This is a genomic window from Eubacterium sp. AF22-8LB, from assembly GCF_003458715.1.
Lineage (GTDB): Bacteria > Bacillota_I > Bacilli_A > Erysipelotrichales > Erysipelotrichaceae > Holdemanella.
The window spans coordinates 68,954-78,326 of record NZ_QRVI01000011.1 but is presented as its reverse complement, the minus strand read 5'-3'; the positions used below and the strand labels follow the sequence as shown (position 1 = coordinate 78,326).

9 protein-coding genes are annotated in these 9,373 nt (G+C 34.7%); 8 read left to right on the top strand and 1 reads right to left on the bottom strand.

Features of this window, described 5'->3' with window-relative positions; all coding sequences use genetic code 11:
• The first annotated feature begins 63 nt into the window (after window positions 1-63).
• The 8 genes from DWY01_RS05885 to DWY01_RS05850 all read left to right on the top strand — a co-directional run bounded on the left by DWY01_RS05885 (window position 64) and on the right by DWY01_RS05850 (window position 8,653).
• The gene (locus tag DWY01_RS05885) at window positions 64-1,638 is read left to right on the top strand and encodes a gamma-glutamyltransferase family protein (protein WP_117994781.1); all 1,575 of its coding nucleotides are present in this window, start codon (window positions 64-66) and stop codon (window positions 1,636-1,638) included.
• Window positions 1,639-1,685: 47 nt separating this feature from the next.
• The gene (locus DWY01_RS05880; RefSeq protein WP_199519891.1) at window positions 1,686-2,453 is read left to right on the top strand and encodes an HAD-IIB family hydrolase; all 768 of its coding nucleotides are present in this window, start codon (window positions 1,686-1,688) and stop codon (window positions 2,451-2,453) included.
• A gap of 21 nt (window positions 2,454-2,474) precedes the next feature.
• On the top strand, window positions 2,475-3,413 hold the full coding sequence (cdaA, locus tag DWY01_RS05875; RefSeq protein ID WP_117994772.1) for a diadenylate cyclase CdaA: 939 nt from the start codon (window positions 2,475-2,477) through the stop codon (window positions 3,411-3,413).
• Window positions 3,397-4,188, top strand: coding sequence for a YbbR-like domain-containing protein (locus DWY01_RS05870; protein WP_117994768.1), 792 nt, complete (start codon window positions 3,397-3,399; stop codon window positions 4,186-4,188). Before cdaA ends, DWY01_RS05870 begins: the two co-directional genes overlap by 17 nt.
• Window positions 4,188-5,522: a phosphoglucosamine mutase gene (gene glmM / locus DWY01_RS05865; protein WP_117994764.1), complete on the top strand. Its 1,335-nt coding sequence runs from the start codon at window positions 4,188-4,190 to the stop codon at window positions 5,520-5,522. Before DWY01_RS05870 ends, glmM begins: the two co-directional genes overlap by 1 nt.
• 15 nt (window positions 5,523-5,537) lie before the next feature.
• Window positions 5,538-6,197 (top strand): response regulator transcription factor, encoded by a 660-nt coding sequence (locus DWY01_RS05860; RefSeq protein ID WP_117570991.1) that lies wholly within the window; start codon window positions 5,538-5,540, stop codon window positions 6,195-6,197.
• A 69-nt stretch (window positions 6,198-6,266) separates the two neighbouring features.
• Complete coding sequence (locus DWY01_RS05855) at window positions 6,267-7,676, top strand: HAMP domain-containing sensor histidine kinase (protein ID WP_117994761.1); 1,410 nt, start codon at window positions 6,267-6,269, stop codon at window positions 7,674-7,676.
• Window positions 7,673-8,653, top strand: coding sequence for a Gfo/Idh/MocA family protein (locus DWY01_RS05850; RefSeq protein WP_117994756.1), 981 nt, complete (start codon window positions 7,673-7,675; stop codon window positions 8,651-8,653). The genes DWY01_RS05855 and DWY01_RS05850 overlap by 4 nt, the downstream gene beginning before the upstream one ends.
• On the opposite strand, the gene yaaA is transcribed toward DWY01_RS05850, so the two are convergent.
• Entirely contained in the window at window positions 8,648-9,361 is a 714-nt protein-coding gene (gene yaaA, locus DWY01_RS05845; protein ID WP_117994753.1) for a peroxide stress protein YaaA, read from the bottom strand. The genes DWY01_RS05850 and yaaA overlap by 6 nt on opposite strands.
• Window positions 9,362-9,373 lie beyond the last annotated feature (12 nt).

The following is a 9,373-nucleotide window of genomic DNA, read 5'->3' as shown; positions in this document are numbered from 1 at the left end:
GCAGAATTATTTTAATAATAATGAAAGGGGTGGAGGTCGAGACAAAGTCTACTCGACGAAAATATGAAAATTAACTACTATGATAATCCATTTACATCCAAAAGAATGAATGTGATTGCACGCAATGGAGTCGTTTGTACAGGAAATAATTTGGCTACACAAGCGGGACTAAGAATGCTTCAAGCTGGTGGAAATGCAGTAGATGCAGCCATCGCAACTGCTGCCTGTTTAACTGTAGTAGAACCATGCTCAAATGGACTTGGTTCTGATGGATTTGCGATTGTATGGATGAAAGACAGGATGTATGGAATGAATAGTTCCGGATGTTCTCCTTATGAGATTTCAGCTGATCAAATTACAGAGATTCCAAAACGTGGATGGATACCGGTAACGGTACCTGGAGCTGTAAAGGGTTGGAAGGCTTTGAGTGAAAGATTTGGAGTCTTGCCTTTTAAACAATTGTTAGAACCCGCAATTGATTATGCGAGAAATGGCTATCCGGTAAGTGCTGAAATTGCACGAATGTGGAAAAAAGCTTTAAATGCAATTCCAAATACTGAAGAATTTAATGGGTGGTATGATACTTTTACTTTTGATGGAAAAACGCCTGAAGCCGGGCAGATGGTTTGTATGCCAAAATTAGCGGATGCCCTGGAAAAGATTGCGGACACAAAAACGGATGCTTTATATTATGGTGAGCTGGCAGATCGAATTGATGAAGAATCAAGAAAATTTGGTGGATTCTTACGTAAGAAAGATTTAGAGAATCACAAGGTTGAATGGGTCGATCCTATACATGTAGATTATCATGGTTATCAAGTTTGGGAATTGCCGCCCAATGGCCAGGGTATTGTTGCGTTGATGGCATTGAATATATTAAATAACTTTAAATTTGAAAGTCGTGATGCGACTTGTATTCATACGCAGATGGAAGCGTTGAAAATGGCATTTGCGGATGCTAAGGAATATGTAACAGATGCTAAATATATGAAGATGCCTATTCAAGATTTAATCAGTCCAGAATATGGTAGACAAAGAGCGAGTCAAATCACAAATATAGCTCTTGCCCCTAGTGTGGATAAACCACATGGATCAGGCACTGTATATTTATGTACGGCGGATAAAGAAGGTAATATGGTTTCATATATTCAATCTAATTATATGGGCTTTGGCAGTGGTATTGTCGTAGATGGAGTTTCTTTACAAAATCGTGGATATGATTTTAGTTTGAATCCATCGCATATCAATTATTTGATGCCGCATAAAAAGACGTATCATACAATTATTCCTGGTTTTTTGACACAAAATGGAAAACCAGTTGGTCCATTTGGTGTTATGGGTGGCTATATGCAGCCACAGGGACATATGCAGGTTGTTTCAAATATGATTGATTTTCATTTGAATCCTCAGATGGCTTTGGATGCTAAACGCTTTCAATGGATGGAAGGCATGAAATTTATTATAGAGCCTGGTTTTGATGAAGATATTATTTCTGAATTAAAAAAACGAGGCCATGAAATTGAAGTTGAGGACGAATGGGCTATGTTTGGACGTGGACAAATCATTGTTCGTTTAGAGAATGGTGTATATGTCGCGGGTTGCGAATCAAGGACGGATAGTAATATTGCTTGTTATTGAAATTATGTGATAAAATTATAATAAATAGAAAAGTTGAGGATACTTATATGAAGCTTTTAGCTACAGATTATGATGGAACATTACGTTATGCACAGGATGTAATGCCAGAAGATTTAAAATCAATTGCGGCGTGGAAAGAACAAGGAAACAAATTTGTGATTGTTACGGGTCGTTCAAAAGAGTCAATTGATGCGCAGGTTCAAGCATTTGATTTACCATGCGATTATTTAATCACAAATAATGGTGGTATGGTTTTTGATGAAAATGGAAATGTATTATTATCAAATTTTTTGAATTTTGATGTTTGTGTAGATATTTTGCACAATGTCAAGAAATTGGATAGCGTGATTAGTTATGTAGTGAATGATGGAATTCATCGTCATCGTATTGTATTGCAGCCTGATGCAGTGGATCATCGTTACCCCAATTTAAAGCCAGATGTAACAGAGGCTGAATTGTTAGATATGTCGCATTTTGCACAAATCGTATTATCGATGGAGGATACAGATTCAGCTTTAGAAGTAGCTTCTAAAATTAACGATTTGTATTATGAACAAGTCGTGGCATATCCAAATAATTTTGTGGTTGATATTGTTCCAAGGGGGATTTCAAAAGCGACTGGCTTAGATTTCTTGATTGCGTATGCGAATATTAATGAAGAAGATGTATATACAATTGGGGATGGACATAACGATATTCCATTAATTGAATTTGGAGTGCATGGATCGGTTATGTCGTGTGCAGATGCGGATGTAAAAATGCATGCTCAAGTTGAGTATGATTCAGTAAGTGATTTAATTTCAAAAAATATGTAAAAATATAAGGGGGTATTTTAGATGAGTTTTACCTTATCTGATATTACATTCCTGATTCGATTATTATTGGATATTTTAGTAGTATGGGGATTGATATATTCTGGCCTTAGAATTGTGCGAAATAACTCGCGCACGATTCAGCTTGTAAAGGGTGTATTGATTATTGTTTTGGTCAAGGCACTAGCGGTGTGGCTTGGCTTAAATGCATTAAACTATTTGATTGAAATGTTCTTGAACTGGGGAGTTGTTGTTATATTGGTTGTGTTCCAGCCAGAAATTCGTGGTATGTTAGAGAAGGTTGGTAAAACAACAGCTATATTGACAACAGATGTTTCAGTTTCACAAATTCAACAAATGATTAGTGAATTAGTAGAAGCATGTTCATCTATGTCTAAATCAAAGACGGGAGCCCTGATTTCTATTGAAAGAACACAGAGCTTGTCTGATTTTATTCGTACAGGAATTGTGATGGATTCTGAAGTTTCAACTGAATTGTTAGGTACAATATTTCAGTATGGAACTCCAATGCATGATGGTGCTGTTATCATTCAGGGAAATAAAATAGCGTGTGCAGCAGCTTATTTTCCTCCAACAACTAAGGATTTACCAAGTAAATATGGAGCTAGACATAGAGCGGCTGTTGGAATTAGTGAGATTACAGATTCCATAACAATTATTGTTAGTGAAGAAACGGGAAATATTTCAGTTGCGGTAAATGGGCAGTTAACGCAATATCCTCCAGAAGGATTACAACGTTATTTGACAAATGTCTTAGTGCCAAAAACAAGTGAGAATACTTCTTCGATTCTTGTTCCAATGTTGAACCAGGCTAAATCCATGGGAAAACGTGCAAAGAAGCAAGAGGAAGATGCGAATAAAGATGAGCGTGTTAAGGCGATTGAAATTGTGAATTTATATGAACAGAAAAAGGAGGGCAGTCAACATGGAAACTCCAAATAAAAAAGGCCCTTCCGTATGGATCAAAGAATTACATAGTTTAGTGACATTGATTTTTCAAAAAGTAAGTAAGCTTGTAGATCGTATATTGTTTGATAAAAAGGGATCTGTGATTATTTCTTTAGTTTTATCGATTATGATTTGTGTGGTTATCAATTATGAGGATATTAGCCTTAAATTGTTTAACGATACAAGAACGACTGTGGATCTTAGAAATGTAGCTGTTGAAGTATTGGCAGATACAGATAAATATGATGTATCTGGAGTACCTAGCACAGTTGATGTTTCATTAACAGGGGATGCAACTAGCATTCAGGTGTTCCGTTCTAAGTCAAGTGTGCAAGTGGTTGCCGATTTGAAAAGATATTCTGAGGGAGAAAATATCATTAATTTGAAGGTAAAAAATTTACCGGAAAAAATTGAAGCAGTGATAGATCCCGCTACCATAGATGTTACGCTTTCTAAAAAAGTTACAAAGAGTTTTACAATTCAACCAGAATTACTTGTGGGAACCAACCAGAAGGTTAGTGATTTTGAAACACCAGAATTAGATACGATGACAGTTAAGATTACGGCAAGTCAAAATCAATTAAATTCAATTCGAGTTGTAAAGGCATTGATAGATTGTACAGGACAAATTCAAGATTTTGATGCGAATGCAACTTTAGCAGCGTATGATGCCAAGGGAAACAGAGTAAATGTTGTGCTTTCACCGGATACGGTGCGCGCAAGTGTGAAAATAGCTAAAAATACATCAGACAAGGAGGATTCAGAGTAATGGGTAAGTATTTTGGAACAGATGGGGTTCGTGGAAGAGCGAATGAAGGATTAACACTTGATATGTCTATTAAAATTGGACAGTATTTAGGGTGGTATTATGGAAAAGAAAAACATGCGAAAATCTTAATTGGTAAAGATACTCGATTAAGTGGAGATATGTTTGAATTAGGTCTTGCGGCTGGTGCTACAAGTATGGGTGCACAAGTATATTTATTAGGTGTATGTCCTACACCTGCTATTTCTTACTTGGTTCGTAAAGAAAGATTTGACTGTGGAATCATGGTTAGTGCAAGCCATAACCCTTATTATGATAATGGAATTAAATGTTTTAATCATAATGGGGAAAAGATGGAAGAAGAATTGCTTCTTGAAGTTGAAAAATATATGGATGGACTTACTGATCTTGACCTTGTAACAGGGGACCATATTGGTGAATACTTTGAATGGGAAGATGGATTAGAAATCTATATGAGCTGGTTAAAGGAATGTGTTCCTGTTGATTTAACTGGAATGAAAATTCTTTGTGACTTAGCAAATGGTTCTGCCACAAGTACAGCTATTGAAACTTTAGATTCTTTAGGTGCAACTGTCGATGCGATCAATAGTTCGCCAAATGGTGTGAATATCAACAATAAGTGTGGATCTACACATCCAGAAGGCCTACAAAGAATGATGCGTGAAGGAGACTATGATATTGGTTTTGCCTTTGATGGAGATGCCGACCGTTTAATTATGGTGGATTCAGATGGCAAGCTTTGTGATGGAGATTATATTTTATACATCTGTTCTCGTTACATGAAATCTGTAAATCGCTTGAATAAAAACATGTGTGTAACTACTGTTATGGCTAATTTAGGTTTGTATAAGGCTTTAGATGCAAATAAAATTGACTATATTCAAACGGCTGTTGGTGATAAATATGTATTTGAAGAAATGCAAAAGAATAATTACTGGATTGGTGGAGAACAAAGTGGTCATATCATTTTCTTAGAACATGAAGTGACTGGTGATGGACTTATGACAGCATTAAAGATTTTAGAAATTATGAAAGCTACAGGCAAGTCTTTACAGGAATTAAGTGATGGATTGTTTATTTATCCACAATTATTGAAAAATGTAACAGTAAAAGATAAAAATGCATGCTTAGAAAGTCAAGATTTACAAGCTGTTGTAGATTCAGTTGCAGCTGATTTAGGAAATGAAGGTAGAATTTTAGTTCGTCCTAGTGGAACAGAACCATTGATTCGTGTCATGGTAGAAGCGAAAACAGATGAGCTATGCGCCCAATACGTTAAGCGTGTTACAGATTTCTTAGAAGCAAATAATTTTTAGAAAGAGGGTGGCTTTATGAAAAGAGTCATAAGCATTGTTGAGGATGAAAAGGATATTAATAATCTAGTTGCCCAATATTTACGCAAAGAAGGCTATGAGGTTCATTCTTACTATACTTATGAAGAAGCAAGTGCACATGTTGCTGATGACGATGTACATTTGTGGATTTTGGATATCATGTTAGATGATAAATCTGGCTTTGATTTAATTGAGGAAATACGTTTACAAGGACCAGAAACTCCTGTTATTTTCATGAGTGCTCGTGATAAAGAATTTGATCGTATTATTGGTTTAGAAAAAGGTTGTGATGACTATATCACAAAACCATTTTCACCCAAGGAACTTGTATTAAGAGTCAACAATATTATTAAGCGTGCTTATCGTGATGATAATAATCGTATTAGTATTGATGGTTATGAATTGGATGAAGAACAAAGAAAAATCTATGCCGATAATGTTGAGATAGAGTTGACAACCAAAGAATTCGACTTATTAATGATGTTTATCAAAAATAAAGGGATTGCGTTTTCACGAGATAAAATTCTAGAAAATGTTTGGGATGAAAATTATTTTGGTAGTGATCGTGTTGTCGATGATACTTTGCGTCGTTTGCGTAAAAAGCTTCCAAATTTAAATATTCATACAATTTATGGATATGGATATCGATTAGGATGATACTTTGTGTATCATCTTTTTCTTTTAATTATGATAAAATAATAGTAACAATGATGAGGTGATGTTTTTATGAAGGGACCAACCTTTTATTTTCAAAAAATGTCCTTAACACGTCAAATATTAACAATTATTTTGACGGTTTTGATATTTTTTATTATGTTTTTCTTTGTGTTTGTCAGTGACAATATTGATCGTACAATTACGAAACAAATGTATGAACTTATCTTAAATCGGCAGACACCAATTGTGGGCTTGATTGATTCGAAACAAACAAACAGCTTAGATGATATCTATGCGTTTATGGCTAGTGATAATGTACAAACGAATTGTCTTATTCAAAATGGAAGTATAGCTAATATTGCGGTTCAAAATACGCAAAAAGTGAACCATAAAGTCTATGAATATCTATTGGATCAATCGAGACAAATGAATTCGGAAAGTGATGAGGCTTTACAAGGAACGGTTACAGTCGCAAATTCAAAATATTATTATCGTATGATTCATTGTCATGATGGTGTTATATTAGCTAGCTTTATGGATGACACATATGCGACGCAGTTTCGAGATTCATTGATTAATTCAACTGTCTACGTTATTGTGATTGCGTTTATGATTGTTTTTTTGATTATTTTAATGTGGGTATTTTCTATCATTCATCCACTGAATTTAATTCGAGACTATATTGAACAGATCAAGGACGGAAAAGAAGTGGAATTACATTTAAATCGTGATGATGAGATTGGTGAAATGGCGAATGCGATTGTTAAAATGAATGATGAACTTAAAAAGCAGGATAAAGCTAAAGAAGATATGATTCATAATATTTCACATGATTTGAAAACGCCAATTGCGACGATTAAGTCTTATGCAGAATCGATAAAGGATGGTATATATCCATATGGAACTTTGGAAAGCAGTGTCGATGTAATCTTGGATAATGCACAAAGACTAGAAAATAAAGTTCACTCTTTACTATATATGAATCGTGTTGAATATTTAGTGGCCAGTGATGCGGAGGGCGTTGTTACTAATATGAAAGATGTTGTGGAGCAGGTTGTGTTAAACTCGGCTGTTCTACGTCCTGAAATTCAAGTCATAACAGATGTGGAAGAGGTTTTCTTTGATGGCTTGATTGAAGCTTGGCGTGTTGCGATTGAAAATATTATGGAAAATGCATTCCGCTATGCGAAGTCATATATTAAGATTGAGGTTCGTGAAGATTGGTTATGCATCAGTAATGATGGTCCAAAAATGCCAGAGGATCGTATTGAATCTTTATTTAGACCCTATGAAAAAGGTGAAGGTGGTCGTTTTGGTTTGGGACTTTCGATTGTATTTAAGGTTTGTAAGGCAAACCATTACATTGTGAAGGGAGAAAATAGTGATGATGGTGTTCGCTTTATAATTTATCGAAAAGTAAAGAAACAAAGAAAGAAAAAAGAAAATAACTGGGTAAAACCCAAAGGAGAAAAAGCATGATGAATGTTGCGACAATTGGTTCAGGTGTTATTGTAGATCGTATGATTGAAGCTATGCGAATGGATGGTCGATATAATTTATATTGTGTTTATTCAAGAACAGAAGAACGTGCAAAAGAATTTGCTGAAAAACATGGCGTTTGTACATATTACACAGATATGGAAGAAATGTTGAATGATGAAAATGTAGACATTGTTTATGTGGCAAGCCCTAATTCTTTACACTATCCACAGTGCAAAATGGCTTTGGAGCATAAGAAGCATGTGCTTAATGAAAAACCATTTACTCCGACTTTAAAGGAGTGTAATGATTTATTTGAGATTGCACAAAAGAATGGCGTATATATTTTTGAGGCCATTACTAACATTCATTTGCCAAACTATAAGATCATCAAGGATAATCTTTTAAAATGTGGAGAAATCAAGATGGTGCAATGTAATTTCTCGCAGTATTCATCTAAATATCAAAAGTATAAAGATCATATTCATACAAACGCGTTTGATCCAGCCTTCAATGGTGGAGCTTTAATGGATATTAATGTATACAATCTTCACTTTGTGACAGGTATATTTGGTAAACCTGATGATATTCATTATTTCAAAAATACGGGATATAACGGAATTGATACAAGCGGAATTGTGATTATGCAGTATCCAGACTTTATTGCGACATGCACAGGGGCTAAAGATTGTTCAAGTCCATATACTGTATATCTACAAGGTGATGAAGGTACATTGATTGTTTCGGGTGCAAGCAGTGGTGTATGTAAAGATGTATATTTTGATGCACCTAAGAAAGATCAGATAGGCAAAAAGGCTGTAGACACAAAAGAAAAAATCAGTATTGAGCAACCTGACCATATGTTGTATGAGTGTCAGGATTTCATGGATGTGATTTTAAATAAGGATGAAGAGGCTTATCAAGCATATAAAGAACAAACACAAATGGTTGTAGAACTATTAGAAAAGCTATCATGAAGAAGATAGCTTTTTTTTAAATATAAAATTTTTTTCTGTACTTTCATTTGAATCAAAATAATATCCAAGTTCTGAGAAATGCCTGATGTCATCTATATTTTGGACATTGTTTTCTGCCATATAACGAATCATAGCTCCTCTTGCCATTTTGGCATATACACCCTTTTCTTTTCCGTTCTCTTCTATAAAGCGCACATCGATTAATGTTTTGTATTTTCTTACAGCTTTGGCATATTCTTCACTGGCAAGATTTAAAATAGGCTCATTGATTTGATTTGCGATATCATCCTTCCAAAAATCATAGAGGGAAAAGGGACATTTTGTCTGCATTTCTAAACGATATGGTGTGATTGCATCGAATGGCTTTAATAGACCATAAAAACCAGAAAGAATATAAAGATGTTGTTGAATATAATTCATTTGTTCATCCGTAAATACATGGGGTGCCATATATTGGTACTGGATACCAGAATACGATAAAATGGCGGGTGTTGTATTTTTGTCTAGGTCCATATTTTGAAACTGTTCAAAGGTATTTTTGGCAATGGAGTCTGAACATTTTAAATAGGATTTTAAATCTGTGTAACTTAAATTTTGTAGATGTTGTAAAAGTTCATCTGTCTTAGATAAAAATATGGGTGTTGTGCACTCCATGTTTATATCATCAATTGTTTTCATTTTTTTTGCAGGTGAGATAATTATTTTCATATATATATTGTA